This is a genomic window from Aeromicrobium sp. (assembly GCF_032084975.1).
Classification (GTDB): domain Bacteria; phylum Actinomycetota; class Actinomycetes; order Propionibacteriales; family Nocardioidaceae; genus Aeromicrobium.
In genome coordinates, this window is record NZ_DAMDLR010000012.1 from 16,546 (window position 1) to 43,525 (window position 26,980).

Genomic DNA, 26,980 nt, shown 5'->3' on the forward strand with positions numbered 1-26,980 from the left:
GCTCGAGACACCAGCAGACGCACAAGGTGGGAGCAGGCTCACCTGCTCCCACCTTGGGTGGCGGAGATGGAGGGATTTGAACCCTCGAGAGGTTTGAACCTCAACCCGCTTAGCAGGCGGGCGCACTAGGCCACTATGCGACATCTCCAGACAACCGGATCAGGATACCTACACCGACCTGCTCCCGACGAATCAGGGCTCGCGCTTGATGATCGAGTCGGTCGTTCCGTCGAATCCCTCGGGCACCTCCGGCAGGTTCGTCGCCTGGTGCGGGTGGGCCCTCATCCCGTCGAGGCACAGCGCCAGCATGCGTTGCGAGATCCATTCGTGATGCACCGGAGCGAACGGCTGCACGCCGCCCAGCATGATCGCCGCAGCGCTGAGGTCGGCCGCGACGAGATCGGGACGGGCGCTGCCCTCCGCGATCGCGCGCGCCACGATCTCGTCGATCGGGCCGATCCAGCGTGCGCTGGGGCGGTAGTCCGGATCGTTGTTCGCCTGCCGGCGCATGACCTCGGCGACGATGGCCTTGTGGACGAGGTACGCCATGCACTCGTCCAGCACCAGCTCGATGCCGGCCCAGCCCGTCGGCAGACCGAGTGCCCGGACGGCCAGCTCGTCGAAGTAGTTGACGTAGCGGTCGTAGAGCGCCCGGATGACGTCCGCGTGCGAGGCGAAGTTGCGGTAGAGGGTGCCGGCGCCCACGTTCGCCGCGGCGGCGAGTCCTTGCAGCGGCGCGTCGAGGCCGTTCTCGCGGAAGTAGGTCTCGGCCGTGTCGATGATGCGCTCGCGGTTCGCCAGGGCGTCGCGGCGCATGGGTGGACGAGTCGGATCGGACATCCATTCCAACCTATTCGATGTGGTGTCCGAACTCACCCGTTACCCGATTTCACTCCCGGCGAGGGGTCGGGGTAGGATCGTTGAGGCCCGCAAGGGCGTGCGCCCGTAGCTCAACGGATAGAGCATCTGACTACGGATCAGAAGGTTTGGGGTTCGAATCCCTACGGGCGCGCCAGACACCCCCGGTCGACCACCAGGTCGCCGGGGGTTTCTCGTTCCCTCGGGGCCCCGGATGCGGAGCGTGCCGTTCCGTGTTGGCATGGAGTAACACCAGTCGACCGGAAGGGGAGAGTCAATGGGACTCGACGACAAGCTGGGCAACTCCGCTGACGACCTGAAGGGCAAGGCGAAGGAAGCCACCGGCAAGGCGACCGACGACGAGCAGCTGGAAGCCGAGGGCAAGGGCGATCAGGCCAAGTCCGACGTCAAGCAGGCCGGCGAGAAGGTCAAGGACGCCTTCAAGCACTGAACACGTACCAACGACGAGGGCCCCGGGGAGAAATCCCCGGGGCCCTCGTCGTGGTCTCACACCGCCGGAGGCGGCGTGGTGGTGCTGGTCGGCGGCGGCGGGTTCACCGTGCTCGTCGGCGCCGCAGGCGCGGTGTAGGTCGAGGCCGTGTAGGTCGGCTCGTCGGCCATCTTGGCCTTGACGAACGCCACGACGCCCGCGATGCCCGCGGTCACGAGGCCCACGAGGGCGACCTTCTTGACGCCCGCGAAACGCTTCTTCTTCTCGACCGGCAGCTTGTCGACCACCGGGTCCGGCAGCTTCTCGACGAGGCCGTCACGCAGGTCGAGCAGCTCGGACTTGTCGGGCAGTCGCTGCAGGAGCTCGTCGCGCAACGCCATCCACTCGTTCCTGTCCGGAAGCCGGTCAACCAGCTGCTCCTTGAGATCGAGCAGCTCTGACTTGTCCGGCAACTGATCGACGACGGTGTCGACGTGACTCTTCACGCTCTTCTTGCCCTTGCCCACGATGGCTCCCTTCGCACAGGTGTGGTCGGACCCCCATCGTTGCGCACGACGGCGGCCCTCGCTAGTCGGCCGCCGCCTCGATGACCACCTCGGAGGGGTCCTTGTCGGGGCGCAGCCCCCGCCAGCTGGCATGGCGCAGCAGGCCGGCGGGCGACCAGTCTCCGTGCACGACCTCACCGACCAGCTTCGGCGTCACCCACGTCGCGTCGCGCGACGCGGCCTTCTCGACCTCGTCGACGAACGGCGACGTCTTGCGCTCGAGCGGGTCGAGCAGGGACCGCAGCTTCCGTCGCTCCGCGTCGCTGTAGCCCGTCCCGACGCGGCCCAGGTAGCGCAGGCCGCCCTCGACCGGCACACCCACGAGCAGCGACCCGATCCCACTGCCGCTGCTGCTGGGACGCCAGCCGCCGATCACGATCTCCTGCGCGCTCTGGTTCTTGATCTTGAGCCAGTCCGTCGACCGTCCCCCCGGGTCGTACGTCGAGGCACGACGCTTGGCGACGACGCCCTCCAGCTTGTGCTGCCTGCTCAGCGCGACGGCGTCCTCGAGCGACCCGCCGTGGGCGGGTGGGACCTGGACCAGGTCACCCTCGAGCCCGGCCTCCTCCAGCGCCTCGCGGCGCTCGTCGTACGTGAGATCGCGCAGCGACTCACCGTCGCGTTCCAGCAGGTCGAACACCATGAACCGCACCGGCACCCTCGCACGCAGGCGCTCGACGTCGGCCGGCTTGGTCACTCCCATCCGCTGCTGCAGCCGCCCGAAGCTGGGCACGCCGCGTTCGTCCAGCGCGACGATCTCGCCGTCGAGGACGACGTCCGCGCCGAGCCCGGCCAGCTCCTCGGCCAGCTCGGGATAGCTGACGGTGACGTCGTTGTGGTTCCGCGAGAACAGCCGGACCGTCTCGTCGCGGACCACCGCGACGCAACGGATTCCGTCCCACTTCAGCTCGTACGCCCAGTCGTCCCCCGACGCGTCGCGGGTGCCGCCCAGCACCGCCAGCATGGGCGGCACGAACCCGGCGCGTGCGCCGGCCTTCGTGGCCGTCGTGGCCTTCGTGGACGACGTGCGCGCCGGCCGGCCGGACTCGGTCCAGGCGCCCGGCGCCTGGTCCTTCATCTGGTGGATCAGCCAGTTCTCGCCCGTCTTGATCAACGCCAGGCGTCGCGATCCACCCAGGCCCCCGGGCTCGGTGCCGTGCAGTGTCGCGATCACCTCGTGGTCGTTCCACTTCTCGAGGTCGTAGTGGCCGTGGTCCCAGATCGTGACGTCGCCCGCGCCGTACTCGCCCTTCGGGATCGTCCCGGCGAAGGTCGCGTACTCCATCGGGTGGTCCTCGGTCTGCACCGCGAGGTGGTTGCCCGACGAGGACTCGGGCACCCCCTTCGGCAGCGCCCACGACACCAGCACCCCGTCGCGCTCCAGCCTGAAGTCCCAGTGCAGCCGCCGCGCGTGGTGCTCCTGGATGACGAAGATGGGGTCGCCCGTCCGGCCGGCGACGACCGAGTCGGGCACGGGCTCGGGCGTCCTGGAGGAGTTGCGCATCGACCGGTAGGTCGTGAGCCGGTCCGAGACCGGCGCCGCGAGAGCCGCCATCGGGTCGCCCCGCTCGGCCAGGCGCGGGGGCACCTCGTCGATCGTCAGGTGTCGCAGGTTCTCGTCCATCTCGTCCCAGTCGCGCGGCACGGCGACCGTCGGCTCCTCGCGGCCCCGCAGCGAGTACGGCGAGATCGTCGTCTTGTTGCCGTTGTTCTGGCTCCAGTCCACCAGGACCCGGCCCTGCCGCTTGGCCTTGGACATGTCGCTGACGACCAGCTCGGGCATCGTCGCCTCGAGCGCCTGCGCCACCTGCTTGGCGAACGCGTTCACGTAGTCGGAGTCGTGCTCCCCCTGCAGGTGCGCGAACAGGTGGATCCCCTTGCTGCCGCTCGTGACGGGGATGCACTCCAGGCCGATGTCGGCGAGCAGCTCGCGTGCGGCGTGGGCGACCTGGACGCACTCGGGCAGCCCCGTCCCCGGTCCCGGGTCGAGGTCGATCACGAGCCGGTCCGGGTTCTGCGCGACGCCCGTCGCATCGACCTGCCACTGCGGAACGTGCAGCTCGAGCGCGGCCACCTGTCCCGCCCACGCCAGGTCCGCCACGGACTCGAAGATCGGATAGGTGTTCGTGCGGGACCGGTGCTTGATCGCCACCCGGCGGATCCAGTCCGGCGCGGAGTCCGGCAGGTTCTTCTCGAAGAAGACCTGGGCACCGGGCCCCGTGCCGTCGACCCAGCGCTTCCTGGTGACCGGCCGGCCGGCCAGGTGCGGCAACAGCCACGGGGCGACCTGGGCGTAGTACGCGATGACCTCCGCCTTGGTGGTGCCCGAGGCGGGGTAGATGACCTTGTCGCTGTTGGTCAGGCGCAGGAGTCGACCATCCACCGAAACCGTCTGCGTCGACCGCGATGGCATGGACTGGACCTCCCTCGACGTATCGTGTGTACCTCACATTCTGAAGGAGCGCTCGTGGACGTGCCGGACTTCTTCTCGGAGGCCGCTCTTGCCCTGCATGAGCAGCCCACGACCGAGAAGACCGTCGAGTTGATCACCCAGTACGCACAGATCGCGGCTGGCAGCGACGAGGCGGGCATCATGCTCGTCCACAGTCGGGCCCGGGTCGAGACCGCCGCTTCGTCGTCCGACCGGGTCATCCGGTCGCACGACCTGCAGTACGAGCTGGACGAGGGCCCGTGCCTCGACGCCCTCGAGACCGGCGCCAGCTTCCTGGTCCCCGATGTCGAGACCGACGCGCGGTGGGTGAAGTGGGGTCCGGCAGTGGCGGAGCTGGGCATCCACAGCGCCATGAGCGTGCTGCTCGAGACGCGTGAGCGTCGCTACGGATCCCTCAACCTCTACTCCGACGCTCCGGGCGCCTTCGATGGCAACGACCTCGCGACGGCGCAGATCTTCGCCCGGCACGCGTCCATCGCACTCGCCAACGCCCACCAGGAGCAGGGCCTGCTCGTCGCGATCGACGCCCGCAAGGTGATCGGTCAGGCGCAGGGCATCCTGATGGAGCGGTTCGACATCGATCCCGACCGCTCGTTCGAGGTGCTGCGCCGCTACTCGCAGAACCACAACCAGAAGCTGCACACGGTCGCGACGTGGGTCGTGGAGAACCGCCACCGCTCGGTCCACGAGTTCCCCGGGGACATCGGCGGCGTCCAGACCGTCTGACGGTCAGGCCGAGGACTTCTTCTTCGCGGCCTTCTTCCTGGGCTTGTCCGAGGACTCGCCCTTGCGAGCCTCGACGCTGCGCCGCAGGGCCTCCATGAGGTCGACGACCTCGCCGCCCTCGTCCTCCTTCTCGGCGAACGTCGACTCGGTGTCGATGCCCTCACCGGCCTTCTCCTTCGCCTCGATGAGGGTGCGCAGCTGCTCCTGGTAGTCGTCGGTGAAGGCGGCGGCGTCGAAGTCGCCGGCCAGCGACTCGATCAGCTGGCCGGCCATCGCCAGCTCCTTCTCGGTGACCTTGGTCTTCTTCTCCAGGACCGGGAAGTCGGCGGCGCGGACCTCGTCGTCCCAGAGCAGGACCTGCAGCACGAGGACGTCGTCGCGCACCCGCAGGGCACCCAGGCGGGTGCGGTTGCGCAGCGCGAACGTGACGATCGCCGTCCGTTCGGTGTCCTCGAGCGCCTGGCGCAGCAGCGTGTAGGGCTTGAGCGCCTTCTCCTCGGGCTCGAGGAAGTACGGCGATCCCAGCCGGAGGACGTCGATCTGGTCGGCGGGCACGAACTCGACGACGTCGATCTCGTGGCTGCGCTCGGCGGGCAGCGATGCGAGGTCCTCGTCCGTCAGCACGATGGTCTTCTCGCCGGAGTCGTACGCCTTGTCGATGTTCTTGTAGGCGACGATCTCCTTGCAGATCTCGCAGCGTCGCTCGTACCGGATGCGCCCGCCGTCCTCGTCGTGGACCTGGTGCAGGGACACGTCGTGACTCTGGGTGGCGGAGTAGAGCTTGACCGGCACGTTGACCAGCCCGAAGCTGATCGCTCCCTTCCAGATGGCTCGCATCTGGCCAGTATCGGCCTTCAACGTCGCCAGCGCGAGCGCTTGTCGCGCTCGGGGGCGGGCGGCCGGATCGGCTCGAAGCCCGGCTCGTACGGCTCGAGACCGGGAAGTCGCTCCTCGACCTGCTCGATCGCCCGGGGAAGGTCGTCGAACGCCACCCCGGCCAGCTGGTTGGGCGAGAAGCGCCACCACGCCAGCTCCAGCAGTCGCTCGCGGGTCTGCGGATCGACCCGGTCGCGGATCGGGCGGGCCGGGATCCCGCCGACGATCGAGTAGGGCGCGACGTCCTCGGTGACCACCGCGCCGGCCGCCACGACGGCTCCGTCGCCGATCGTGACACCGCGCAGGACCACGACCTTCGCGCCGATCCAGACGTCGTTGCCGATCACCGACGGCTCACCGCGGAACGACGCCCGGCCCCCGGCCTCGGGGTCGATCACCTCGGACCGGTCCGCCGACGGGTGCCAGCCCCAGGTGGCGTGCTTGTACTGGAAGGAGTTGACCCCGAGCCACGTCAGCGGGTGCCCCGTGGCGCCGACGAGGACATCGGGCGCGAACTCGCAGTAGCGGCCGATGGTGGCGGACTGGGACTCCATGCCGTGGGCGAGGCTCGTGAAGGCGCCGACCTGGGTGCGGCCGCCTCGGACGACGAGGTCACCCAGCATCCGGATCGGCGGCTCGGCGACGAGCTCGGACGTCCCGACGAGCCGTAGTCCCTCGGTCCCGCGTGCGTGCTCCACGGACGCCAGCCTAGAGGCCCACGGGGCGTGCGGCGTGTCACGGTGTGGCCCGCGTAACACCCTCGCAACCCGGACGCGGAACAATGAGGGCCATGGCGTTCCTGCTGCGCGTGGAGCTCCCGGACGTCCCGGGCTCCCTCGGCGCACTCGCGACCGCCCTCGGTGAGGCCGGGGCGGACATCGAGGCGATCGAGATCGTCGAGCACCGGTCGGACGGCTTCGCGGTCGACGACGTGCTCCTCGAGCTGCCCCCGACGGTCATGCCCGACGCGCTGATCACCGCGTGCCACCGTCTGGAGGGCGTGCACGTCCACTGGATCAGCCGCTACACGGCCGGCGCCAACCTCAGCATGGACCTCGAGGCGGTCGAGGCGTTCACCGACGAGCCGGACCTCGCGATCGAGCGGCTGGTCGAGGTCATCCCGGCCACGTTCCGCACGGACTGGGCGATGGCGATCGGACCGGGTGAGGACGGAGCGGCGCTGTTGTTCGGCTCCCCCACCGCGCCGCGCCTGGTGCCCGAGTGCGACGACTGGCTGTCGACCGGCGCGGCCGGAAGCCTTCCCGAGCTGCCGGCGTGGGACTCCACGGTGCTGGCCGGCGCCCCTGGCGAGACGCGCAACGGCCTGGGCTTCCTCGTCGTGGTCGGGCGCCATGGAGGCCCCGAGTTCCTGCCGTCCGAGATCGCGCGGCTGGGTCACATGGTGTCGCTCGCGGCCTCGGTGCAGACCGAGGGCGACTGATCTCAGGGCTTCTCGGTGATCGGCGTGTGCGCGTGGTGGAAGCGGCCGAGCGCCTCGACCTCCGACTCCAGCGACGGCACGGACGAGCGGGACAGCCGTCGCACGTAGGGCCACGTGGCCGGCGAGTTCACGAACGCCTTCGTCCAGTTCGCCAGCAGCACGCCCTTGGGCACGTAGACCCGGCTCTTGCGCTTCGCCAGGCCCACGAGAATGGCCGCGGCACAGGTCTCGACGTCCGTCGTGGTGTTCGCCGGGTACGGCAGCTTCTGGCGGATCGCCTTGAACGTCGGCAGGTCGGCCTCCGCGTTGCGGACGATGTCGGTGTCGATCCACGAGGGATGGCAGATGCCGACGCTGACGCCCAGGTGCGCGACCTCCTGCTTGAGCGAGATCCCGAGCGCCTCGGCGCCCGCCTTGCTCGCCGCGTAGGCGCTCAGCCCGGCGATGTTCGAGAACGCCGCGAGCGACGAGACGACCAGGAGGTGGCCCTTCGTGCGCTCGAGGTGGGGAACGGCGTGCTTGGCCGTGCGGAAGACCCCGTTGAGGTTGACGTCGACGACCCGCTCGAACGCCGCGTCGTCGATCTGGCGGACCGTGCCGTAGGACGCGATGCCCGCGTTCGCCACCACGTGGTCGAGGCGACCGAAGTGGACGGCGGCGGCATCGACGGCCGTCTTCACCGCCTCGCTGTCGCGCACGTCCGCCTGCCACCAGGCGGCCGCCTCGCCGAGCTCGTCGCTGAGCGCGGTGAGCAGCTCGGGCTCGAGGCCGACCAGGGCCACCCGACCGCCGTGGGCGACGTAGGCGCGGGCCACGTGGGCACCGATGCCGCGTGCGGCTCCGGTGATGAGCGCGACCTTGCCGCTGAACTGGCGTGCCGAGAGAGAGGACATGGCCGTCAAGATACCGTCGGTATCTGACATGCGCCATGGTCGATGTCGATTTTTCTCTCGCCCCTCACTCGACTGTCCACATACTGTGGGCCACGTCCCGATCCCCGAGACGGTTGGCTATCCTCGGCGGGATGAGCACCCCTCAGACCGAATTCGGTTCCATGCGAATCGGCGTCGTCAAGGAATCCGCGCCGGGCGAGACCCGTGTCGCAGCGACGCCGGCGACGGTGAAGCAGCTGATCACCCTCGGATACCTCGTCACCGTCGAGCACGGTGCCGGTGAGGCCTCGAGCTTCAGCGACGCCGCCTACGTCGACGCAGGCGCCACGATCGGCGACAAGCCGGACACGTGGGCCAGCGACGTGATCCTCAAGGTGAACGCGCCCAACGAGATCGAGATCGCCCTCATGCTCGACGGTGCGACGCTCGTGAGCATGATCAGCCCGGGCCTGAACCCGGACCTGGTCGAGAAGCTGGCGACGCGCCCGATCACCGTGATGGCGATGGACGCCGTGCCGCGCATCTCGCGGGCCCAGTCCATGGACGTGCTGTCCTCGATGGCCAACATCGCGGGCTACCGCGCCGTGGTCGAGGCCGCCCACGAGTTCGGCCGCTTCTTCACCGGTCAGGTCACCGCCGCCGGCAAGGTGCCGCCGGCCAAGGTGCTCGTCGCGGGCGCCGGTGTCGCCGGCCTTGCCGCGATCGGTGCCGCCTCCAGCCTCGGCGCGATCGTCCGCGCCACGGACCCGCGACCCGAGGTCGCCGACCAGGTCAAGTCCATCGGCGGCGAGTACCTCGAGGTCGTCGTGCCCGATGAGGACAAGGAGGTCTCCTCCGACGGCTACGCCAAGGCCACCAGCGAGGCGTACGACCAGCGCGCCGCCGAGATGTACTCCGAGCAGGCGGCCGACGTCGACATCGTCATCACCACCGCTCTCATCCCGGGCCGGGCCGCTCCGCGCCTGCTCACGGCGGCCGACGTCGCGTCGATGAAGCCCGGCAGCGTCATCGTCGACATGGCCGCCGCGCAGGGCGGCAACGTCGAGGGCTCGGTCGCCGGCCAGAAGGTCGTCACCGACAACGGCGTGACGATCCTGGGCTACACCGACCTCGCCGGCCGCCTGCCCACCCAGGCCTCTCAGCTCTACGGCACCAACCTGGTGAACCTGATGAAGCTGCTGACGCCGGGCAAGGACGGCCAGATGGTCCTGGACTTCGACGACGTCGTCCAGCGCGGCGTCACCGTCGTGCGTGACGGCGAGAAGACGTGGCCGCCGCCGCCGGTCCAGGTCTCGGCCGCCCCCGCGCCCGCCGCCGCGAAGGAGCCCGCCCCGGCCCCCGAGCCGAAGAAGCCCGTGAGCCCCGCGGTCAAGATCGGTGCGCTGGCCGTCGGCGTGCTGGCGTTCCTGTGGGTCCTGGCCACCGCGCCCGGAGAGCTGCCGCAGCACTTCACCGTGCTCGCGCTGTCGATCGTGATCGGCTACTACGTGATCGGCCACGTCCACCACGCGCTGCACACCCCGCTGATGAGCGTCACCAACGCGATCAGCGGCATCATCGTCGTCGGCGCCATGCTCCAGATCACCGACTCCGACACGGTGGTCCGAGCATTGGCCTTCGTGGCCGTGCTCGTCGCCAGCATCAACGTCTTCGGCGGTTTCGCCGTGACCCGACGCATGCTCAGCATGTTTTCGAAGTGAGAGGCTGACATGACCGCCCTTTCCCTGGCCAATGCCGCGTACCTCGTCGCGGCCCTGCTGTTCATCCTCAGCCTCGCCGGACTGAGCAAGCACGAGACCGCACGCCACGGCGTCACCTTCGGCATCTCGGGCATGGCGATCGCGCTCGTCGCGACGTTCATCCTGGTGTTCGAGGCCGATGACAACACCGGACTCGTCCTGCTGGTCGTCGCCATGGCGATCGGTGCCGCGATCGGCCTGTGGCGCGCCAAGCTCGTCGAGATGACCGGCATGCCCGAGCTCATCGCCCTGCTGCACTCGTTCGTCGGCCTGGCCGCCGTGCTGGTCGGCTGGAACGGGTACCTGCAGTACCGCGACTACCCGGACAACCTGCCCGGTGACGCGGGAACCTTGCTGGACATCCACAACGCCGAGGTCTTCATCGGCGTCTTCATCGGCGCCGTCACCCTGACCGGCTCGATCGTGGCGTACCTCAAGCTGAGCGCCAAGATGAAGAGCGCCCCGCTCGTCCTGCCGGGCAAGAACTGGATCAACCTCGGCGCACTCGCCGCGTTCGTCATCCTGACGGCTTGGTTCGTCATCAGCCCCGCCCTGTGGCTGCTGATCCTGGTGACCCTCGTCGCGCTGGCCCTCGGCTGGCACCTGGTGGCGTCGATCGGTGGCGGCGACATGCCGGTCGTCGTCTCGATGCTCAACAGCTACTCCGGCTGGGCCGCGGCCGCGTCGGGCTTCCTGCTCGGCAACGACCTGCTGATCATCACCGGCGCCCTCGTCGGCTCGTCGGGTGCCTACCTGTCGTACATCATGTGCAAGGCGATGAACCGCTCGTTCATCTCCGTCATCGCCGGCGGCTTCGGCATCGAGGCCGGCCCCAGCGACGACACCGACTACGGCGAGCACCGCGAGATCACCGCCGAGGGTGCGGCCGACCTGCTGTCGAGCGCCAAGAGCGTCCTGATCACGCCGGGCTACGGCATGGCGGTCGCGCAGGCGCAGTACCCCGTCGCCGACCTGACCGCGCGCCTGCGTGCGAAGGGCGTCGACGTCCGGTTCGGCATCCACCCGGTCGCCGGCCGCCTGCCCGGTCACATGAACGTGCTGCTGGCCGAGGCCAAGGTCCCGTACGACGTCGTCCTGGAGATGGACGAGGTCAACGACGACTTCCCCGAGACCGACGTCGTCCTGGTCATCGGCGCCAACGACACGGTCAACCCGTCGGCCGCCGAGGACCCGAACAGCCCCATCGCGGGCATGCCGGTCCTGCACGTGTGGGAGGCCAAGAACGTCATCGTGTTCAAGCGCTCGATGGCCGCGGGCTACGCCGGCGTCCAGAACCCGCTGTTCTTCCGCGAGAACTCGCAGATGCTCTTCGGCGACGCGAAGGACCGCGTCGAGGACATCATCAAGTCGCTCGACTGACCGCCGTCCCGCTTCGGCGGGCCAGATGTGCAGCGCTCCCCACCTGTTTCAGCCCTCAGGGGCCGGCTCCGGGTGGGGAGCGCTTCACATGTCAGCCGTCGCTGCGCTCGTTCCGGGCTCGTAGGTGCGCGCGCACCACGACGGTCAACGCGAGGCTCAGCACGGCGACCGAGGTGAGCAGCGCGACCCGCAGTGCGGCGTCACCGTCCGTGGCAGACGCGGTGAGGCCGTAGACCGTCATCAGGGCGGCGGTCCCCAACGCCGACCCGATGCGCTGACCCGTCTGCAATGCTCCCCCGGCCGCACCGCCCACACTCGGCGGCACGTCCTGCAGCGTGAGCGTCTGGTTCGGTGACACGACGCCTCCACCGCCCAACCCTGCGAGCAACAGCAGCGGGGCCAAGGTCCACCAGAGCGCGGTGTTGCTCTGCTCCGGCACCACCAGCGCGATCGCGGCGAACCCGGCCATGAGGACCACGAGGGCACAGATCACGACCCGGTGGCCGACCCGGGTCACCAGGCGACCCGCTGGAGTCGACGTGAGCGCGGCACCGATGGCGAACGGCGTGAGCAGGATGCCGGTGTGCAGGGGGCTCAGGTCCCTCACCTCCTGCAACCAGACCGACGCCGTCAGGAAGACGCCCGTGAACCCCGCGAAGTACAACGTGCCGATCAGCACGCCGCTGCCGTAGCTCGGGAGCTCGCCCAGCATGCCGACGTCGAGCAGCGGCGCTCGGTCGCGCGACCGGACCGCGCGCTCCCAGCGCACGAACCACCACGCCAGGGGAGGCACCGCCAGCACGAGCAGCAGCGGCAGGCGCTCCCCGGACTCGGCCGCGATGAGCGGGTAGAGCAGGCACAGCACGGTGAGTCCCAGGATCACGGCACCGACGATGTCGACGTGCTCGCGCTCGACGTCGTCACGAGCGACGGGCACCAGCCGGCGCACCGCGAGCAGCGCGACCAGGCCCACGGGGACGTTGACCAGGAAGATCAGCCGCCACCCCAGGTCGTCTCCGGCCAGCGCGATGATCCCGCCACCGAGCACCGGACCGATCCCAGACGCGACCGAGACGGTCAGCCCGAAGTAGCCGAAGGCGCGCCCGCGCTCCTCACCGGAGAACAGCTCCTGGATCAGCCCCGCACCCTGCGGCGTGAGCAGACCCGCCGCCGCGCCCTGGGCCAGTCTGGCCGCGACGACCAGTCCCGCGGTGGGCGCGAAACCGACTGCCGCGCTGGCCAGCACGAAGACGATCAGGCCGACGGTCATGAGCCGGCGCCGACCGTACGCGTCGCCCAGGTGCCCGCCGGCCACGAGGACGAGGCCGAACGCGAGCGCGTAGCCCGACACCACCCACTGCACCGTCCCGGCCGAGGTGCCCAGCCCCTCGCGGATCGACGGGACCGCGACGTTCACGACCGTGACGTCCAGCAGCGTCATGAACCCGACGACGAGCGTGACCGCGAGGATCCGCCAACGTCGGGGATCGAGCTCGTCCACGGCAATCGGATCGGGCGCACCGCCGGTCGTCTCATCACCCACCAGAACACTGTGCCGGTGCCTGCGCCACCTGTCCTGTCGAGCGCCGCAGACCGTGCTGGTTCCCACCGCAGGTGGGCGAGACGAGTGGCCCGGTGCACCCCGCTTCAGGGCGCCTACCAGTGGATTCGCGAACCGCTACGTGCCGCGGTCAGGAACCCGCGGCCTCGATCTCGGAACGGAGGCGCGCCTTGAGGTCGTCGGGCGCGAAGCTGGCGTCGACCGCCGCCGTCGCCAGTGCCGTCACCCCGGCCTCGTCGAGACCGAGCAGCTCGGCCGCGATCTCGTACTCGCGGTTGAGCGTCGTGCCGAACATCGGCGGGTCGTCGGAGTTGATCGTCACCGTCACGCCCGCCTCGACCAGGGTCGGCAGCGGGTGCTCCTCGAGCGACGGGACCGACCGGGTCCGCACGTTCGACGTCGGACAGATCTCGAGCGCGACCCCGTCCGCGACGAGGCGCTCCATCAGCGCGGGATCCTGAGCGGCGGCGATGCCGTGCCCGATCCGCTCGGCGCCGAGATGGTCGAGGCTGTCCCAGATCGTCTCGGGTCCGGTCGACTCCCCCGCGTGCGGGACGCTGTGGAGTCCGGCAGCGCGGGCCTGGGCGAAGTGGTCGGCGAACTGAGGCCGCGGCACGCCGATCTCGGGACCACCGAGCCCGAAGCCGACGAGGGCGTCCGGCTGCAGCCGCAGCGCGGTGTCGAGCGTGACGTCCGCCGACGGCAGTCCCGACTCACCCGGGATGTCGAAGATCCACTGCAGCACGAGCCCGAAGTCGCGCTCGGCGGCTCGACGCGCGTCCTCGATCGCCTCGACGTAGGCCTCGGCGGGGATCCCGCGGGCGATCGAGGTGTACGGCGTCATCGTCAGCTCGGCGTACCGCACGTTCTGGGCGGCGAGGTCACGGCCGACCTCGTGCGTCAGGGTCCAGATGTCCTCGGGCGTGCGCAGCAGGTCGACCACCGAGAGGTAGACCTCGATGAAGTGCGCGAAGTCGGTGAAGGTGAAGTAGTCCGCCAGCGCCTGCGGGTCCGTCGGGACCGGCGAGTCGGGGTGGCGCGCCGCGAGTCGCGCCACGGCCTCGGGCGAGGCCGAGCCCACGTGGTGGACGTGCAGCTCGGCCTTCGGGAGCGCCGCGACGAACTCGCGCATCAGTCGACGACGCCGTACAGCCGGTCGCCCGCGTCGCCCAGGCCCGGCACGATGTAGCCGTTCTCGTCGAGGCGCTCGTCGAGTCCGGCGCTGAACAGGTTGATCGGCGCGTCGATGTGCGCCATGTCGCGCTCGAGCCGTTCGATCCCCTCGGGTGCCGACAGCAGCGTGATCGCCGTGATCTCCTTCGCGCCGCGCTGGACCAGGAAGTCGATGGCCATGGCGAGAGTCCCGCCGGTGGCCAGCATCGGGTCGAGGACGTAGCACTGGCGGCCGTCGAGCCGGTCCGGGAGACGCTCGGCGTAGGTCTCGGCCTGGAACGTCTCCTCGTTGCGGATCATGCCCAGGAAGCCGACCTCGGCGGTCGGCAGCAGCCGCTGCATCCCCTCGAGCATGCCCAGCCCAGCGCGCAGGATCGGCACGACCAGCGGGCCGGGGCTGGTGAGCCGGACGCCCTCGGCGGTCGTCAGGGGCGTGGTCACCTCGACCGGCTCGACGCTGACCTCGCGCGTCGCCTCGTACGCGAGAAGCGTGACGAGCTCCTCGGTCAGTCGGCGGAAGGTCGGCGAGTCGGTGCTGGCGTCACGCAGGACCGAGAGCTTGTGGGAGATGAGGGGATGATCGGCGACGTGAACACGCATGGGTCGAGGGTAGCGGCCGTACGTGGGCGTCTGTCACCATCACAGGGTGGCCGAGGACGACGTTGACTTCGTGATCGCGGCATACCGCGACGAGGGTGCGTGGACGGTGGTCGAACTGCCGCCGCGACTCGGCGAGGACTTCGAGGGCCTGACGGGCGCCCTGACCCGTTTCCCGTCCGACGTCGGCGTGCTGGGACTGGCCTCGATCAACGACGACTTCTTCGTGATCGTGCGACGCAGCGGCGACCACGTGCGCGCCCTGCTGTCGGACTCGACGGCCGCGTGGGACTGGTCGATCGCCGCCGACCTGGCCGACCTCGTCGATGCGCCCGACCCGACCGACGACTCCTCCCCCGTCGGGGACCTCGAGATCATCAGCGACCTGGGCGTCGCGTCCGTCGAGCTCGCCCTGCTGTGCGAGGACGACGACCTGTTCCCCGACGAGGCGCTCGCCGACGTGGCCGACAAGCTCGGCTTCGGCGACCAGTTCGAGGCGATCATCGGGTGACCTGGGACCCGTTCATGCGGCGGGCGCTCGAGCTGGCCCGCGACGCGGCTGCCGATGGCGACGTGCCCGTGGGCGCCGTGGTGGTGCACGAGGGCGCGATCGTCGGCGAAGGACGCAACACCCGCGAGCGCGATGCGGATCCCACCGGCCACGCCGAGATCGTGGCGCTGCGCGAAGCCGCACGCGCCCTGGGCCGCTGGCGGCTCGACGGGTGCACGCTCGTGGTGACACTGGAGCCGTGCACCATGTGCGCCGGAGCCCTCGTGTCCTCGCGCGTCGACCGGCTCGTCTTCGGGGCCTGGGACGAGAAGGCCGGCGCGGTCGGCTCCCTGTGGGACGTCGTCCGCGACCGTCGCCTCAACCACCGGCCCGAGGTGCTCGCCGACGTGCTGCCGGCCGAGTCCTCGCTGATGCTGCGGGCGTTCTTCGGGCGTTGACGGTTTCCCCGGTTAAGTAGGTTTCCCGTCACTTCACGAGGGTTGCGATCCTCGAGAAGTGACGGGAAACCTCGTCCAGTCGCCGCCGAAGTCCTGGTCGAGAGCACGTGCTGACTGAGCGGCCGCTGAGGCCTCCTCGTTCGACTCGCCGGCTCACTTCGCGAGGTTCCCTGTCACTTCTCGAGGGAAGCAACCCTCGTGAAGTGACAGAGAACCTACTTAACCGGGGAACCCGACAACCAGCGGGAATGAACTCGCGTAGCCTCATGTTCCACTAGTTGAATCTTTAACTAACTTCTGGGAGACTGGAACCATGAGCAGCATGCAGATCGGCATCTTCACCGTCGGCGACGTGACCACCGACCCCACGAACGGCACGACCCCGACCGAGCACGAGCGCATCAAGAACACGGTCGCCATCGCGAAGAAGGCCGAGGAGGTGGGCCTGGACGTGTTCGCGACCGGCGAGCACCACAACCCGCCGTTCGTCCCGTCGAGCCCCACGACGACCCTCGCCTACATCGGCGCGCAGACCGAGAAGATCATCCTGTCGACCTCGACGACGCTCATCACCACGAACGATCCGGTCAAGATCGCCGAGGACTACGCCACGCTGCAGCACCTCGTCGACGGCCGCATGGACCTCATGCTCGGCCGCGGCAACACCCCGCCGGTGTACCCGTGGTTCGGCAAGGACATCAGCAAGGCCGTCGAGCTGACGATCGAGAACTACCAGCTGCTTCAGAAGCTCTGGAGCGAGCCGGTCGTCAACTGGGAGGGCAAGTTCCGCACGCCGCTGCAGGGCTACACCTCGACGCCCGCTCCCCTGGACGGCGTCGCGCCGTTCGTGTGGCACGGCTCGATCCGCACGCCCGAGGTCGCTGAGCTGGCCGCCTTCTACGGTGACGGCTACTTCGCCAACAACATCTTCTGGCCGAAGGAGCACTACATCCGGCTGATCAACTTCTACCGCCAGCGCTACGCCCACTACGGCCACGGCACGGCGGAGCAGGCGATCGTCGGGCTGGGTGGCCAGTTCTTCATGCGCAAGAACAGCCAGGACGCGGTGAACGAGTTCCGGCCGTACTTCGACAACGCGCCCGTCTACGGCCACGGCCCGAGCATGGAGGACTTCACCTCCCAGACGCCGCTGACGGTCGGCAGCCCGCAGCAGGTGCTGGAGCGCACGCTCGACTTCGCCGAGTACTTCGGCGACTACCAGCGCCAGCTGTTCCTCGTCGATCACGCGGGCCTGCCGCTCAAGACGGTCCTCGAGCAGCTCGACCTGCTCGGCGAGATCCTGCCCACCATGCGCGCCGAGTTCGACGCGCGCCGCCCGGCGAACGTGCCGGACGCCCCCACCCACGCCACTCGTGTCGCCGCCCGCGACGCCGCACTGAAGGACGAGGTCTCGGCATGACACGCATCGTCGCCATCTCCGCCGGCCTCGGTGATCCGTCGACCACGCGGATGCTGGCCGACCGGCTCGCCGCGGCGGCCGGCTCCGCCGTCGGTTCCACGACCAGCACCGAGGTCGTCAACCTGCGCGAGTTCGCGCACGAGATCACGGACGCGGCACTGACGGGCTTCGCCGCCCCGCGCCTGCAGCACGTGTACGACCTCGTCGGCGAGGCCGACGCGCTCATCGTCGTCGTGCCGACGTTCAAGGCCTCCTACCCGGGCCTGTTCAAGTCGTTCGTCGACGCGCTCGACAACGACGCGCTGATCGGCAAGATCGTGCTGCTCGCCGCCACCGGCGGCACGGCGCGCCACTCCCTGGTGATCGACTTCGCGCTGCGGCCGCTGTTCGCCTACCTGCAGTCGGTCATCGTGCCGACCGGGGTGTTCGCCAGCCCGCACGACTGGGGCACGTCCGGCGAGGGCGCGCTCCAGAGCCGCGTCGAGCGTGCCGCCGCCGAGCTGGCCAGCCTGCTCGGTGGGTCGGGCTCGGGCCGCTCCATGGACGACGAGATCGACCTGTTCAGCTCGACGATGCTGTCGATCAGCCAGCCCGACTGAACCTGGGGGTCCCTGCTACGCCCCCGCCCACTTGTGGAACGCGATTCGCCTTCGGACCGCCGATACGCGCGAAAAGCGTTCCACAAGTGGGAGGAGGGGCAGCCGGGCGGGGCGGCGCCTTAGGCCAGGGAGGCCACCGCGCGCACGAACAGCAGGACCAGCGGGACGCAGGCCACGGCCAGCAGGGCCATGTTCAGCCTGCGGTGCTCCCACAGGATCGCCGCGAACTCGCGCAGGATCGCGCTGGGCCAGAAGTAGTGCGCGGTCCGCGCGCCGAGGCCGTGACCGTCGAGGCCGATCCGGCGCAGCAGCAACGCCGCGCGCAGCACGTGGTAGTCGTTCGTGACGACGGCGAAGCGACCGCCCTCGATCCCGTTCGCGGCGGCCACGCGCGCGCTGAGCTCGAGATTCTCCTCCGTCGAGGTCGACTCGTCCTCGAGCCACAGCAGGTCGCGATCGACGCCCACCGCGGCGAGGTGGTTCGCCATCGCGACGGCCTCCGGCACGATCTCGTCGGGCCCTTGACCCCCTGAGCAGATCAGGTGCGTGTCCTTGCCCCGGGCGCGGGAGCGATCCAGTGCCTCGCGACCACGGGCGAGGCGCGCGGCCAGCAACGGCGTCGGCTGGTCGCCACGCAGGCCGGCGCCCAGCACGATCACCGCGTCGACCGGCCGCGCCCAGCGCCCGGCGGCCCACTCGTACAGCAGTCCGTAGCCGACGAACGCGACGAACACGAAGGCCAGGTACGCCAGCGGGCCCCCGAGCGCGACGAGCCAGAGGAACAGCTCGCGCGCGACGTCGGTGTGGCGTCCGTCGACCCACCACAGCAGCAGGATCAGCGCGCAGTAGGAGAGCACCCCCACGCCGAACACCAGTGAGAGCAGATGGGCGGGACGACGTCCCTCGCGGCGGATCATCGCGATGCCGTTGGCCACACTGGCCACACCGAGCGCCAGCAGTGCGACGAACGCCAGTCCGATCGCGCCGAGCAGCGCCCACGCGAGCCTCATCGGGTCGTCCGGGTCCGCGATGGCCGCCACGAGCCGGCCCACGAGCCCCGCCAGCGCGAGCCCGGTCGCGAGCGTCAGGCACAGGCCGATCGACAGTCGCCGCGGATCCCTCCACGCCAGCACGGCCGCGGCCACCGCCAACACCGCCACGAGCGCCCAGATCACGTCCCGACCCTAGGGCCGCAGCGGCTCCGGTGCCCCGATTGGGCCGGACGGGGGTCACTGACGTAAACTCCTCGGCGGTGGCGTGTCCGAGCGGCCTAAGGAGCACGCCTCGAAAGCGTGTGTGGGTTCACGCCCACCGTGGGTTCAAATCCCACCGCCACCGCCAGCAGGATCGGAGCCCCCGTCGAGTGAGAACTCGGCGGGGGCTTCCGCCTTCGCGTGCGAGAAGCATGCCGTCAGATCTCGGCCAGCCGCGGTGCGACGCTCGCAGTCACGCCGCCACGCGACCTCCGCGCGGCCGGTGAACGCCGGACGAACGATTCCCGAACGCACCGAGTGCTCACGCATCCTGCGCTCGGTGCTCACCTGCCGTTCACCGGGAGGAATCTCACGTCGCCAGTCTCAGTGCGTCCCAGATGGCATTCCCGTAGGAGCACACTCCCCCATGCGATCCCTTCGTACGACCTCCAGCGTCGCGCTCGTCGCGGCAATCGGCTTCGGCACCCTGAGCACCGCGCCCGCCTTGGCGACCCCCCGCCTCGCGGAGGCGGCGGTGTCCTCGATCTCCAGCATCGCGCCCTCCCCGACCTCCGTCGCCCGTCAGGCGGTCGAGGTCCCGACCGCCGACGTGTTCGACGTCGACTTCCGCGGCGGCGACCCGGCCGAGCACTCCCAGGGCCTCGAGCCGACGGTGTACGGCGAGCCCAAGGCGGCCGCCGACCTGACCACCGGCCGATCGGTGATGAGCTTCGACGGCACGGACGACGCGGTCGGCTACCCGTTCCGCTCCCAGTTCGCGAAGCTGAACCAGGGCATGTCGCTGGAGTGCTCGTTCCGCTTCGACGGCGAGCGCGTGAGCTCGAGCGGGGAGGCGGCGCTGTGCTCCGCGAAGGAGGGCGGCGGATTCGCGACCGTCATGTCCGGCACGGACGTCAACTTCATGATCCACGTCGGCGGCGGCTACAAGAGCGTCCGCGTGCCCATCACGACCGGCGCGTGGCACCACACCGTCGCGACCTGGGACGGCAGCCGGCTCAAGCTCTACCTCGACGGCGAGCTCGTGCGCGACGTCGCGGCGGCGGGAACCTTCAAGCACCCCTCGTCCGGCGCCGACTCGATGATGCTCGGAGCCGACGTCAACCCGTCCAACCAGGGGCACTTCTTCGGCAACGCCACGATGCGCACCAGCCGCATATACAGCGAGCCGCTGACGGCCGAGCAGGCCGCGGCGCTCGCGGACGCGGACCGCCAGGGCCCGGCCGCCCCGAAGGCCGACGTCCTCGACCTGGACTTCTCCTCCGGCTCCCCGGTCGACGGAGCCCAGGGCCTCGAGGCCCGCACCTTCGGCTCCCCGCAGGTGCGCGACGACGGCCCGATGGGCACGAGGGTCGCCCAGTTCGACGGGTCCGGCTCGGCCTACCTCTACCCTTTCGAGACCCAGTTCCCGAAGCTCGCGAACGAGATGACCGTCGAGTGCGTCTTCAAGTACGACGACGACTTCCAGGCCACCGGCGTCGAGACGCGCGGCAACCTGTGCGGCGCCAAGGAGGCCGGCGGATTCGCGGTCGTCATGTACGGCGACAAGCTCTCGTTCAACCCCCACATCGGCGGCTCCTACCGCAACACGGGCGTCCAGATCGAGAGCGGCCGCTGGTACCACGCCGTCGGCACGTACGACGGCGAGATGGTCCGCCTGTACGTCAACGGCGTGCTGGCCGCGAGCACCCCGGCCACCGGCGCGCTCAGCTCTCCCTCGGCAGGCGCGCGCAACCTCGTCATCGGCGGCGATGCCTCGGGCCGCGACCGTCCGTCGTTCTTCTCGCCCTCGACGATCAGCCGCGTGCGGGTGTTCAGCGAGGCGGTCGACGCCGACGGCGTCCTGGCCCTCGGTCGCGACGCCTTCGCGGGCCGTCCCGCGAACTACGCGGTCAAGGTCAGCAGCACGACCCCGGCGGCCGGTGAGCGCCTCACCAAGCGCACTCGCTTCGGCGTCGAGTTCACCGACGAGGCCGGTGTCGGCCGCGACGTGAAGTACACACTGGACGGCGACGCGATCGCGCCCGGCGACGACATCGGTCCGGGCCTGAAGGCCGGCGAGCACACGATCAAGGTCGAGGGTCACGACGTCTTCGGCGGCACGATCAGCCACGCCACGACCTTCACGACGGGCAACGTGCCCTCGGCGGGCGGCACCGAGACGGAGCAAGGCGGCGGGTCCGTCCGGCTCTCGGCGAACGCGACGAACCCGTCGGGCGATCGCGTCCGCACGACGTTCCGCGAGGCCGACGTCGTCGTCGCCGACAACGGCCGACAGGGGACGCTCACCGAGATCCCCACGTCCCGCGAGTTCTCGGGCACCGACGAGCAGCCGATCCGCGACGCCGTCGCGCCCGGTGACGACTCGACCCTGGACACGCCGTCGTCCTCGGAGCTGCCCTTCCAGCAGTTCGACGTCCCGGTCACCTCCACGTCCGACCAGCAGGTCGTCTGGAGCGGCCGGGCCGATCCCGCGCGCGAGGTCGTGCTCCGGGTCTGGAACGGCGAGGAGTGGGAGGAGCTCGCTCGCTCGCGCGGCAACGCGGAGGGCCAGGTCCAGCTCACCGGTCAGCTGCGCTCCCGGCACCGTCACGACGGCACCGTCCCGGTGCTCGTGACGGGTGAGGACCCGTTCGCGGACGACCTGCCGAACGAGGTCCGTGACGCCTTCGAGAAGCCGGGCGACTACGACTTCTCGATCGCGCACATCACCGACACGCAGTACCTGTCGGAGGGCGCCGTCGAGCAGGAGACACCGGAGGAGCGCCAGGTCTGGCGCGACGCCTACCGCAAGGCCACCGAGTGGATCGCCGAGAACGCCGACGAGCGCAAGATCGCGTTCACGGCTCACACCGGCGACGTCATCGAGAACTGGCACAACGTCGGCTCGGACGAGCCGAACGCGCGCGCCGAGTACGAGGTCGCGTCCGCGGCGCAGAAGGTGCTCGACGACGCCGGCATGGTCAACACGGTCCTCCCGGGCAACCACGACAACCTCTACGGCTCGGACACGGGCCCGGAGGCGCTCTACAACGACTACTTCGGCCCGGACCGCTACGCCGCGCTCGAGCAGAGCAGCGCCTGGCAGGAGGCAAAGGCCACGTACGAGCCGTGGAAGGCCGGCGACAGCAGCAACAACTACGTGCTGTTCAGCGAGGGCGACATGGACTTCGTGGTCGTCTCGCTCGGCTTCGGCGTGGACGCCGAGGAGGCCGCCTGGGCGGACGGCGTGCTCAAGCAGTTCGCCGACCGCAACGCGATCGTGCTGACCCACGCGTACCTGACGCCCAGCGTGAACCCCGACGGCCGGGGCAGCGGCTTCTCGTACGACGGCCGGAACGTCCTGGACGGCGTGATCCGCAAGAACCCGAACGTCGCGCTCGTCCTGTCGGGTCACGAGCACGGCGTCAGCATCGAGCTGCGTCGCGACGTGGCACGCAAGGGTCACCACGTCGTCGAGCTGCTCGCGGACTACCAGTTCTACAAGGTGGACTCGGACGAGCTGGGGCTCACGGGGGTCGGCTACCCGACCAACACCCCCCTGCAGTTCGGCTCGTCGTTCTTCCGCCTGCTGCAGTTCGACCTGGACGCCGGCGAGGTCGCCGTCGACACCTACTCGGCCCTGCTCGACAACTTCGGCGCCACCGAGTACGACGACCGCTTCCGCTACAACGGCACGGAGGACGACACGCGGCTGCCGATCAACCTCACGACGCGCACGACGAGCTTCAGCTCCGACGGCCTCGTGGTCGTCGACCCGACGGACCGCGTGATCGGCGAGGAGACGGTGCGGTCCGGCTGGCCCGCGACGGTGACGTGGGACGGATTGGAGGCCGGCCGGACGTACGCGTGGCACGCCACGAGCGTCGACGCCGCCTCGGGTGACGAGCTGCCCGGCGAGGTCAGCCAGATCTCGCTGTTCACCGCCGGATCGGCCGGGACGGACACCGCCGCGCCCGAGCTGACCGTCCCCGAGAACGGGAGCGTCGAGCTCGGCTCCGTCTTCGACCCGATGACGGGCGTGAAGGCCACGGACGCCGTGGACGGTGACGTCACCGAGAACGTCCAGGTCGTCGGCGAGGTCGACACCACGCAGCCCGGGACGTACGCCCTGACCTACTCGGTCGCGGACGCGAACGGCAACCAGACGATGGCCACCCGGATCGTCGAGGTCGAGGGCGTCAAGGCCCCGGTCAACACGGCCCGGCCGAAGGTGACCGGCCCGATGTCGGTCGGCTCGGTGCTGAGCGTGGACCGCGGCACCTGGCGCAACGACGACACCGCGACGTTCGAGGCCCAGTGGCTGCGGGACGGCCAGCCGATCCGCGGGGCGACCGGTGGCGGCTACCGGCTCACGACGGCCGACATCGGGCGCGCGATCAGCGTCCGGGTCACCGCGTCGACCGCGGGCAACCAGCCCGTCTCGGCGACCTCCACGGCCTCGCGGGTCGCGAAGGCCGCGTCGACCGTCCGCGCGAAGGTGGCGAAGAAGCGGATCAAGGCGAAGCAGCGCGCGAAGGTCGCGATCCGCGTCGCGGCACCGGCCACCGCGAACGGCCGCGTCCTGGTCAAGCTCCGGGGCCGCGTCGTGGCCGACGGGATCGTCCGCAACGGCAAGGTCAAGGTGCGCCTGCCGCGGCTCGCGGTGGGCAAGCACCGCCTCGTGATCCGCTACCTCGGCAACGACCAGGTCCGCGGTGACAGCGCGAGGGTCACGCTGCGCGTCAAGCGCTGACCCTGCAGAAGCGATCGGGCCCCGGGGAATCCCTCCCCGGGGCCCGACCGTGTCAGTGCTCGGTCCACTCCTGCGACTGGGTGAGCCAGAACAGGTAGGCCAGCGGAGGCAGCACGACGAGCGCTGCCAGCCCGACGACGACGAGCAGGCCGACGAGGGTCGCGTCCGCGCCGGCCGCGTCGACGATCAGGACCTCGTCCACGAGGAGCCACGGGTACTGCGCCACGCCCCACCCGGCGACGACTGATCCGACGGCGAGCACCGCGGTCACGCGTGCAGGCCGGTGGAGCCGGCGCAGCAGCAGCACCAGCGTGGCGGCTCCCGCCACCGCCGAGGCCACGATGAGGGGCGCGGCCCGCCCCTCGAGCCCGTCGGCGAGGGTGGGAGCGTCCCGTGTGATCGGCACCAGCGCGGCGAACACCACCGCTCCCGTGCAGACCCCCACACCCAGCGTGCGGCGGCGCAACGACTCGGCGAGGTCCGAGTGGCCGGCGCGGCTCGCGTCGGCTGTCAGGAACACGCCGGCGAGGAAGGCGCAGGTCCCCACCGCGATCAACCCGCCGAAGACCGACGTCGGGTTCAACCACGAGGACCATCGGTCGCCCGTTCCGTCCATCGGCACCCGCCCCGAGGCGATCGCGCCGGCCACGGTCCCGAGGAAGAACGGCGTGATGAGCGACGACCCGGCGAACACCGCCCCGTACAGCCGGGCCTGGCCCAGCGTGGCCGCGAACTTGCGGAAGGCGAAGGCGGCGCCGCGCAGCACGATGCCCAGCAACGCGAGGAGCATCGGCAGGATCAGCGTGTCCATCGCGGCCGCGAAGGACTCCGGGAACCCCGTCCACCACATGACGAGCACGTAGATCAGCCACACGTGGTTCGCCTCCCAGACCGGCCCGATGCTGTGGTCCACGAGCGTCCGCAACTCGGCCCCGCTCCGGGACCCACCGGCGGTGAGGTCGTAGAAGCCGGTGCCGAAGTCGGCTCCGCCGAAGAGTGCGTAGGCGATGACGCCGACGAAGAGGGCCACGGCCACGGCCACCGCGAGACTCACCGCGGCACCGGGCTCTCGTCCTGCGGGCCGTACGGGCTCGGGAGGTCCTCCTCACCCGCACGCCACCGCCGGGCCATGGAGCGCAGCACGGTGACCGCTCCCACGGTCAGTGCCGTGTAGAGGATCGCGGTGGCGACGAGCAGCATCCAGATGTCGGGGTTGTCGCCCGCCGCGTCGGGGGTCCGGAGCACGCCGTAGACCACCCACGGCTGACGGCCCACCTCGGTGGCGATCCAGCCCGCCTCGAGCGCGACGACGGCCAGCGGGCCGGCGACGACGGCCAGGCGCAGCGCCCACCGGTTCGCGGTGAGGTCGTGGCCACGCCAGCGGGCGAGCCAGTACACCAAGACGACCACGACCAGGAGCGTCCCGATCCCGACCATCGTCTGGAACGCGACGTGGGTGATGTTGACCGGCGGATGGTCGGAGGCCGGGATCGAGTTCAGGCCGACGACGGGCTCGGTGAAGGAGTTCCGGGCGATGATCGAGCCCAGGCCGGGAATGTCCAGCGAGTACCGAACCTCCCCGTCGATCAGCAGGCCGCCGAGGCGCAGCGGCGAAGGACTCTCCGTCTCGGTCGCCAGCTCGAACGCCGCGAGCTTCGCCGGTTGCGCCTCGGCGATGCGCAGTCCCAGCAGGTGACCGACGAACGGCTGCACGACGGCGCCCACGCTGGCGAACGCGAACGGCACCGTGAAGCCCAACCGGTGATGACGGTCGCGGCGCCCCCGGAGCATGCCGGCCGCGTAGACGCCCGCGACGAGGAATCCAGCGACCATGTAGGCCGCGACCCACATGTGCGCGAACTGCAGGACCGCTCCGGGATTGAACAGCACCGCCCACGGGTCGACGTCGACCACCTCGCCGCCCTCGATGCGAAAGCCCACGGGCATGTTCATCCAGGCGTTGACCGAGATGACGCAGTAGGTGCCCACGACCCCCGCGACGGCCATCGGGACGATCATCAGCAGGTGCAGCCGCGGACGCAGCCGTCCCCAGCCGTACAGGTATATGCCGAGGAAGATCGCCTCGACGAAGAAGGACAGCCCCTCGAAGGCGAACGGCAGTCCGAGAACGTCCCCGAAGGGACCCATCAGCCCGGGCCAGAGCAGACCCATCTCGAAGCTCAGGACCGTCCCGGACACCGCTCCGATCGCGAACAGGACGGCCGACACCTTCGCCCAGCGACGGGCGAGGGTCAAGGCAACGGGGTCGTCGCGGTACACGCCGCGCCAGTGCGCGACGAGGATCATCGCCGGGAACGCGACGCCGAAGGACGCCAGCACGATGTGCCACCCGAGGGAGAGCGCCATCTGCTGTCGCGCAGGCAGGAGTCCGGCCGGATCCTCTCCGGCCAGCGCCTGGGCGACCTCGAGGACCACCATGGCACGAACGTACCCCCGAAAACCGCCTCACACCGCTGGTGCGGGTGAGGCGGCCGGGCTCAGCGGCCGATCTCGGCCAGTCGCGGCGCGACCTTCTCGGCGAACTCGCTCACCCAGCCCACCGGGTCGGGCCCGTGCGGGGAGACCGAGACCGACTGGATGCCCAGCTCGGCGTACGCGGCGATCTCCTCGAGGAACTTCTCGGGCTCCTTCACGGCGTCCCCCGGACCCTGCAGGGTGCGCAGGATGTCGGCGGGGTCACGGCCCACGTCGGCGCAGTGCCGGTCCAGGACCTCGAGCTTGTGACGGATGACGTCGGTGCCGGCCGGGAACAGGTTGCACGCGTCGCCGTACTCGGCGACGAACCGCAGCGTCTTCTTCTCACCCATGCCGCCGAGCATGATCGGCGGGTGCGGACGCTGGATCGGCGCTGGATGGCAGATCGTCTCGGCCAGCTGGTAGTGCTTGCCCTCGTACGCGCCGTCGTTGTCGCTCCACATCTGATGGACGATCTGCAATGTCTCCTCGAGCCGCTCGAACCGCTCCTTCATCGAGGGGTACGGGACGCCGAGCCCGAGGTGCTCACGCTCGTACCAGGCGGCGCCGAGGCCGAGGATGGCCCGGCCGCCCGACAGGACGTCGAGCGTCGTGACGATCTTGGCCAGCAGGCCCGGGTGCCGGTAGGTGACGCCCGTGACCAGCAGGCCGAGCTTGACCCGCTCGGTGACGCCGGCGAGATAGCCCAGCCCCGTGTAGCCCTCGAGCATCGGGTCCTCGGACCTCCCGACGGTCTCCATCTGGAAGTAGTGGTCCATCAAGGTGACGGCGTCGGCACCGGACTGTTCGGCCAGGCGTGCCGTCTCGGCCAGGGTCGGGGCGAGCGAGGCCGGCTCGCCGGGGATCGTGAAGTTGTAGACGTGGACGCTGAATCGCATT

The 26,980-nt window shown here is 70.0% G+C and carries 23 protein-coding genes and 3 tRNA genes; 12 read left to right on the top strand and 14 right to left on the bottom strand.

What is annotated here, in order from left to right:
• Positions 1 to 58: 58 nt before the first annotated feature.
• A tRNA-Ser gene (locus tag RT323_RS04755) sits at positions 59 to 148 on the bottom strand.
• Positions 149 to 192: 44 nt separating this feature from the next.
• Positions 193 to 840 carry a TetR/AcrR family transcriptional regulator gene (locus RT323_RS04760; RefSeq protein WP_313405459.1) on the bottom strand — a complete coding sequence of 216 codons (648 nt, stop codon included), beginning with the start codon at positions 838 to 840 and terminating at the stop codon, positions 193 to 195.
• Positions 841 to 939: 99 nt separating this feature from the next.
• On the opposite strand from RT323_RS04760, the gene RT323_RS04765 reads away from it, so the two are divergent.
• Positions 940 to 1,015 (top strand) — tRNA-Arg (locus RT323_RS04765).
• A gap of 120 nt (positions 1,016 to 1,135) precedes the next feature.
• Positions 1,136 to 1,309 (top strand): CsbD family protein, encoded by a 174-nt coding sequence (locus RT323_RS04770; RefSeq protein ID WP_313405461.1) that lies wholly within the window; start codon positions 1,136 to 1,138, stop codon positions 1,307 to 1,309.
• 56 nt (positions 1,310 to 1,365) lie between these two features.
• On the opposite strand, the gene RT323_RS04775 is transcribed toward RT323_RS04770, so the two are convergent.
• On the bottom strand, positions 1,366 to 1,815 hold the full coding sequence (locus tag RT323_RS04775) for a hypothetical protein (RefSeq protein ID WP_313405463.1): 450 nt from the start codon (positions 1,813 to 1,815) through the stop codon (positions 1,366 to 1,368).
• Positions 1,816 to 1,876: 61 nt separating this feature from the next.
• Positions 1,877 to 4,267, bottom strand: coding sequence for an ATP-dependent DNA ligase (locus RT323_RS04780; protein WP_313405465.1), 2,391 nt, complete (start codon positions 4,265 to 4,267; stop codon positions 1,877 to 1,879).
• Positions 4,268 to 4,321: 54 nt separating this feature from the next.
• Here RT323_RS04780 and RT323_RS04785 point away from each other — a divergent pair, with 54 nt between their 5' ends.
• A complete protein-coding gene (locus RT323_RS04785) occupies positions 4,322 to 5,032 on the top strand; it encodes a GAF and ANTAR domain-containing protein (RefSeq protein WP_313405467.1) in 711 nt (236 codons plus the stop codon).
• Positions 5,033 to 5,035: 3 nt separating this feature from the next.
• On the opposite strand, the gene RT323_RS04790 is transcribed toward RT323_RS04785, so the two are convergent.
• Together RT323_RS04790 and RT323_RS04795 are read right to left on the bottom strand one after the other, a co-directional pair.
• Entirely contained in the window at positions 5,036 to 5,869 is an 834-nt protein-coding gene (locus tag RT323_RS04790) for a Ku protein (RefSeq protein WP_313405469.1), read from the bottom strand.
• A 17-nt stretch (positions 5,870 to 5,886) separates the two neighbouring features.
• The gene (locus RT323_RS04795) at positions 5,887 to 6,606 is read right to left on the bottom strand and encodes a DapH/DapD/GlmU-related protein (RefSeq protein WP_313405471.1); all 720 of its coding nucleotides are present in this window, start codon (positions 6,604 to 6,606) and stop codon (positions 5,887 to 5,889) included.
• Positions 6,607 to 6,698: 92 nt separating this feature from the next.
• Here RT323_RS04795 and RT323_RS04800 point away from each other — a divergent pair, with 92 nt between their 5' ends.
• A complete protein-coding gene (locus RT323_RS04800) occupies positions 6,699 to 7,349 on the top strand; it encodes an ACT domain-containing protein (RefSeq protein WP_313405473.1) in 651 nt (216 codons plus the stop codon).
• 2 nt (positions 7,350 to 7,351) lie between these two features.
• On the opposite strand, the gene RT323_RS04805 is transcribed toward RT323_RS04800, so the two are convergent.
• Positions 7,352 to 8,242, bottom strand: coding sequence for an SDR family oxidoreductase (locus tag RT323_RS04805; protein WP_313405475.1), 891 nt, complete (start codon positions 8,240 to 8,242; stop codon positions 7,352 to 7,354).
• Between the two features lie 161 nt (positions 8,243 to 8,403).
• Between RT323_RS04805 and RT323_RS04810 the strand changes: the two genes are divergently transcribed.
• Positions 8,404 to 9,942 (top strand): Re/Si-specific NAD(P)(+) transhydrogenase subunit alpha, encoded by a 1,539-nt coding sequence (locus RT323_RS04810; RefSeq protein WP_313405530.1) that lies wholly within the window; start codon positions 8,404 to 8,406, stop codon positions 9,940 to 9,942.
• A gap of 9 nt (positions 9,943 to 9,951) precedes the next feature.
• On the top strand, positions 9,952 to 11,361 hold the full coding sequence (pntB, locus tag RT323_RS04815; protein ID WP_313405476.1) for a Re/Si-specific NAD(P)(+) transhydrogenase subunit beta: 1,410 nt from the start codon (positions 9,952 to 9,954) through the stop codon (positions 11,359 to 11,361).
• 91 nt (positions 11,362 to 11,452) lie between these two features.
• On the opposite strand, the gene RT323_RS04820 is transcribed toward pntB, so the two are convergent.
• The 3 genes from RT323_RS04820 to upp all read right to left on the bottom strand — a co-directional run bounded on the left by RT323_RS04820 (position 11,453) and on the right by upp (position 14,695).
• The gene (locus RT323_RS04820) at positions 11,453 to 12,904 is read right to left on the bottom strand and encodes an MFS transporter (RefSeq protein WP_313405478.1); all 1,452 of its coding nucleotides are present in this window, start codon (positions 12,902 to 12,904) and stop codon (positions 11,453 to 11,455) included.
• Positions 12,905 to 13,052: 148 nt separating this feature from the next.
• Positions 13,053 to 14,054, bottom strand: coding sequence for an adenosine deaminase (locus RT323_RS04825; protein WP_313405479.1), 1,002 nt, complete (start codon positions 14,052 to 14,054; stop codon positions 13,053 to 13,055).
• Positions 14,054 to 14,695 carry a uracil phosphoribosyltransferase gene (gene upp / locus RT323_RS04830; RefSeq protein ID WP_313405481.1) on the bottom strand — a complete coding sequence of 214 codons (642 nt, stop codon included), beginning with the start codon at positions 14,693 to 14,695 and terminating at the stop codon, positions 14,054 to 14,056. Before upp ends, RT323_RS04825 begins: the two co-directional genes overlap by 1 nt.
• 46 nt (positions 14,696 to 14,741) lie before the next feature.
• Here upp and RT323_RS04835 point away from each other — a divergent pair, with 46 nt between their 5' ends.
• The 4 genes from RT323_RS04835 to RT323_RS04850 all read left to right on the top strand — a co-directional run bounded on the left by RT323_RS04835 (position 14,742) and on the right by RT323_RS04850 (position 17,659).
• Positions 14,742 to 15,203, top strand: coding sequence for a tRNA adenosine deaminase-associated protein (locus RT323_RS04835; protein ID WP_313405483.1), 462 nt, complete (start codon positions 14,742 to 14,744; stop codon positions 15,201 to 15,203).
• A gap of 14 nt (positions 15,204 to 15,217) precedes the next feature.
• Complete coding sequence (gene tadA, locus RT323_RS04840) at positions 15,218 to 15,640, top strand: tRNA adenosine(34) deaminase TadA (RefSeq protein ID WP_313405532.1); 423 nt, start codon at positions 15,218 to 15,220, stop codon at positions 15,638 to 15,640.
• 322 nt (positions 15,641 to 15,962) lie between these two features.
• Positions 15,963 to 17,060 carry an LLM class flavin-dependent oxidoreductase gene (locus RT323_RS04845; RefSeq protein WP_313405533.1) on the top strand — a complete coding sequence of 366 codons (1,098 nt, stop codon included), beginning with the start codon at positions 15,963 to 15,965 and terminating at the stop codon, positions 17,058 to 17,060.
• Positions 17,057 to 17,659 (top strand): CE1759 family FMN reductase, encoded by a 603-nt coding sequence (locus RT323_RS04850; RefSeq protein WP_313405485.1) that lies wholly within the window; start codon positions 17,057 to 17,059, stop codon positions 17,657 to 17,659. The genes RT323_RS04845 and RT323_RS04850 overlap by 4 nt, the downstream gene beginning before the upstream one ends.
• 119 nt (positions 17,660 to 17,778) lie before the next feature.
• Here the strand turns inward: RT323_RS04850 and RT323_RS04855 are convergent, their stop codons facing one another.
• Positions 17,779 to 18,834, bottom strand: coding sequence for a YdcF family protein (locus RT323_RS04855; protein WP_313405487.1), 1,056 nt, complete (start codon positions 18,832 to 18,834; stop codon positions 17,779 to 17,781).
• A gap of 76 nt (positions 18,835 to 18,910) precedes the next feature.
• Between RT323_RS04855 and RT323_RS04860 the strand changes: the two genes are divergently transcribed.
• Both RT323_RS04860 and RT323_RS04865 read left to right on the top strand, forming a co-directional pair.
• Positions 18,911 to 19,000: transfer RNA gene (locus RT323_RS04860), tRNA-Ser, on the top strand.
• Between the two features lie 279 nt (positions 19,001 to 19,279).
• Complete coding sequence (locus tag RT323_RS04865; protein WP_313405489.1) at positions 19,280 to 23,605, top strand: LamG-like jellyroll fold domain-containing protein; 4,326 nt, start codon at positions 19,280 to 19,282, stop codon at positions 23,603 to 23,605.
• 52 nt (positions 23,606 to 23,657) lie between these two features.
• On the opposite strand, the gene RT323_RS04870 is transcribed toward RT323_RS04865, so the two are convergent.
• From RT323_RS04870 to RT323_RS04880, 3 genes are read right to left on the bottom strand one after another with little or no spacing between them, the layout of a single operon-like run.
• Positions 23,658 to 24,659: a cytochrome d ubiquinol oxidase subunit II gene (locus RT323_RS04870; protein ID WP_313405490.1), complete on the bottom strand. Its 1,002-nt coding sequence runs from the start codon at positions 24,657 to 24,659 to the stop codon at positions 23,658 to 23,660.
• Positions 24,656 to 26,044, bottom strand: a complete 1,389-nt coding sequence (locus RT323_RS04875; protein WP_313405492.1) for a cytochrome ubiquinol oxidase subunit I — start codon at positions 26,042 to 26,044, stop codon at positions 24,656 to 24,658. Before RT323_RS04875 ends, RT323_RS04870 begins: the two co-directional genes overlap by 4 nt.
• Positions 26,045 to 26,103: 59 nt before the next feature.
• Positions 26,104 to 26,979 carry an LLM class F420-dependent oxidoreductase gene (locus RT323_RS04880; RefSeq protein WP_313405494.1) on the bottom strand — a complete coding sequence of 292 codons (876 nt, stop codon included), beginning with the start codon at positions 26,977 to 26,979 and terminating at the stop codon, positions 26,104 to 26,106.
• Position 26,980 lies beyond the last annotated feature (1 nt).

Excerpts from the sequence above, each read along its gene's own strand:
- RT323_RS04850 (WP_313405485.1), top strand. The coding sequence starts at position 17,057 with ATGACACGCATCGTCGCCATCTCCGCCGGCCTCGGTGATCCGTCGACC.
- RT323_RS04880 (WP_313405494.1), bottom strand. The coding sequence starts at position 26,979 with ATGCGATTCAGCGTCCACGTCTACAACTTCACGATCCCCGGCGAGCCG.
- RT323_RS04800 (WP_313405473.1), top strand. The coding sequence starts at position 6,699 with ATGGCGTTCCTGCTGCGCGTGGAGCTCCCGGACGTCCCGGGCTCCCTC.
- RT323_RS04810 (WP_313405530.1), top strand. The coding sequence starts at position 8,404 with ATGCGAATCGGCGTCGTCAAGGAATCCGCGCCGGGCGAGACCCGTGTC.
- RT323_RS04805 (WP_313405475.1), bottom strand. The coding sequence starts at position 8,242 with ATGTCCTCTCTCTCGGCACGCCAGTTCAGCGGCAAGGTCGCGCTCATC.
- RT323_RS04780 (WP_313405465.1), bottom strand. The coding sequence starts at position 4,267 with ATGCCATCGCGGTCGACGCAGACGGTTTCGGTGGATGGTCGACTCCTG.
- RT323_RS04865 (WP_313405489.1), top strand. The coding sequence starts at position 19,280 with ATGCGATCCCTTCGTACGACCTCCAGCGTCGCGCTCGTCGCGGCAATC.
- RT323_RS04770 (WP_313405461.1), top strand. The coding sequence starts at position 1,136 with ATGGGACTCGACGACAAGCTGGGCAACTCCGCTGACGACCTGAAGGGC.
- RT323_RS04845 (WP_313405533.1), top strand. The coding sequence starts at position 15,963 with ATGCAGATCGGCATCTTCACCGTCGGCGACGTGACCACCGACCCCACG.
- RT323_RS04825 (WP_313405479.1), bottom strand. The coding sequence starts at position 14,054 with ATGCGCGAGTTCGTCGCGGCGCTCCCGAAGGCCGAGCTGCACGTCCAC.
- upp (WP_313405481.1), bottom strand. The coding sequence starts at position 14,695 with ATGCGTGTTCACGTCGCCGATCATCCCCTCATCTCCCACAAGCTCTCG.
- RT323_RS04790 (WP_313405469.1), bottom strand. The coding sequence starts at position 5,869 with ATGCGAGCCATCTGGAAGGGAGCGATCAGCTTCGGGCTGGTCAACGTG.
- RT323_RS04875 (WP_313405492.1), bottom strand. The coding sequence starts at position 26,044 with ATGGTGGTCCTCGAGGTCGCCCAGGCGCTGGCCGGAGAGGATCCGGCC.
- pntB (WP_313405476.1), top strand. The coding sequence starts at position 9,952 with ATGACCGCCCTTTCCCTGGCCAATGCCGCGTACCTCGTCGCGGCCCTG.
- tadA (WP_313405532.1), top strand. The coding sequence starts at position 15,218 with ATGCGGCGGGCGCTCGAGCTGGCCCGCGACGCGGCTGCCGATGGCGAC.
- RT323_RS04760 (WP_313405459.1), bottom strand. The coding sequence starts at position 840 with ATGTCCGATCCGACTCGTCCACCCATGCGCCGCGACGCCCTGGCGAAC.